Genomic DNA, 2219 nt, shown 5'->3' on the forward strand with positions numbered 1-2219 from the left:
GTTCCGGTAAGGCGGGTCTCTTAATGCATCGATGGGAGCGTGGGTTACTCGGTAGCGGGCTAAATTTCCTTTCGGGTCAATGTCATGCTTCCAGCAGTCGACCTTATCGAAGCGCCTATCATTTGTGGCGCCAATATGGGCTCTGCATTGAATTAATCTGTTGGCCTTTGAGTCAGCAATCAACGCGTAATATTCATACGCTTGGGGCTGTATGTTAATTGCCCAGTTATCGATGATGACGTAGTTTTCCGCCAGAAATGCTTCTACTTGTGGGCTCATCACCGCAATGCCCGTCACTGTAGCAATTAATAAAGTCTTCACAGTAATTCCTCTCAGAGGATTAATCTCGGGGGACAGCTAGGACTGTCCCCAGATCAGCATAGCGGACTGAGACGGCACTCTCCCAATTTAGGGGCGTGGGGGCATGCCTATCCCAATAGGCACGGAGCCGAGCAGGTCACGAGTAACGTCGCACAAGTGCCTTGGACGCGACGATGGGGCGGCGTGAGCGATCAGCGGCGGAGGTCAGGTCGAGCCGGGGTCGGGAAGGCTGGCGCGCACCGTTTTGGGGCTTGGTCGGCCGGGCAGGGTGGGTCTTCACCTGGCGCGCGCCGTCGTCCCCCCGCCACGCCTGCGGGCTAAATGTGTCGTTTTTTCTGCATCCCTGCACCCGGCTCAAACTGGGGGCTGTGTACGCGAATGTGGGGTGGAAAAAGCCTGCAGATCCCTGCACGGGTAGGGTAAATGCAACGGATGGTCAGAACGTACCCAGGCAGCGAATTTGAGAGATGGCTCGGGAAAAGGGTTAGTTTTTAAAAATGGGGTGGGAAGTGTTCTGCAGGCCCTGTGTTTACTGGGATTGAGGGCTAACTTTGAGGGGTTAGTTATGGTTAGGTTTGGGGTTAGCAATCTATAACATGTTGATTTATAAGTAGTTTATTTATTGTCTTTTTAACATCTATAAAGGTTAGGAAATAACCCAGTGCTAACCAAAACCTAACCTACCGCAGTCGTCGCAAAGCCGCGCTGCACAAGGCTTTCAGGGCAGCCAGTCAAAAACTAACTGTCCTAACCGTTTTCCGATGGGTCAACATGAAAAGCCTGAAGCACCTAGGGGGAGGGTGCAGGCAGAGGTCCATCTGCTGTTTGTGCGTGCAAACACACAAACGGACCCCTATACAGCCCCCAACTGATTGCAGTCATGTACATGCACCGCTGGAGGCCTTGAAATACGTGGAGCGGGTGAAAGGAATCGAACCCTCGTTATCAGCTTGGGAATCTGTGATACGTAATGATTTTCCGTTTCTTGCTTCGGGGACGGTGAAAAATGGGCTGCTGCAGGCCTGCCCTTTTCAAGTGAGTAGATGTACCTATCAGAATGAGTGTGGCGTGATGCCGTTTGATGAGGATGCGTGGGCGATAGGTCGGTATCGGACCTTGTTATCTGTGTGGCAGTAATATGCCTGATAAAATGTGAAGTCCTCCCTGCCTTGGTTTCTACACATTCTTTCGATCATTTCCATTAATTTGTATTTTTCAGAAGTTGGTGTATTTATTCCGAATATAATTCCTTCCAAGTCACTAAAATTATATTTTAGTTTTCGAGCCTCGATGGATGTTTGCGAGCCAAATTTCGCTTTCAGGATTAATCTATATTCCTGCTCGTCTTTCCAGTGGCGGGTTTTAGTCGTTAGACTTTTTTTCTCGCTAAAGTAGTAATGGGATCGCCATTTCTCGAGGTCTCCAAACACATCGTTCATTCGTGTGCTTTTGCTGCCTCGTTCATCTGTATACCATTTGCTAATGAGTTCGTTTTCTGTGTAGGAGCCAAGGCTAGAAAAGAAGTCTAATTCGGGGCTTTTTTCTTCGTAGATAACTTTGTGAAACTCAAAGTCTATAGTTGTCCACCAATTGGGTACTGGTTTATTAGCGGTTAAAACTTTTAGTGGGATGGTCGGTGCTCCTGAAACCTTAGCAACCTTGAACTTTAGACATGCTCCCTTGTGGTTATTTCCATAGGTTCCCCAAATAGATGAACTGGAGCAGTCTTCCATAAAGCAGGACACAAACCATGAAGGATAGGTTAGGCGAACTCGAGAGTTCAAAAACTCCTCAGGAGTTTCATTGCATAGTCGCAACCAATTCGATGATTCACCTTCTTTGAAGTTGCTATAGCTGTTTGCCAAGTCGATACTTTGCAACGCAAATAGCATGGTCTG

Annotated in this window: 2 protein-coding genes; both read right to left on the reverse strand. The window is 48.3% G+C overall.

Annotated elements, in window-relative coordinates; translation table 11 throughout:
* Nucleotides 1-321: hypothetical protein (locus ACXRVY_RS25225; protein ID WP_458238544.1), on the reverse strand; the 321-nt coding region annotated here is incomplete at its 3' end.
* A 1052-nt stretch (nt 322-1373) separates the two neighbouring features.
* Nucleotides 1374-2219, reverse strand: an 846-nt coding sequence (locus ACXRVY_RS25230; protein ID WP_458238545.1) for a DUF2971 domain-containing protein, incomplete at its 5' end; no start/stop codon positions are given.

Source organism: Pseudomonas sp. P5_A2_2 (genome assembly GCF_054177685.1).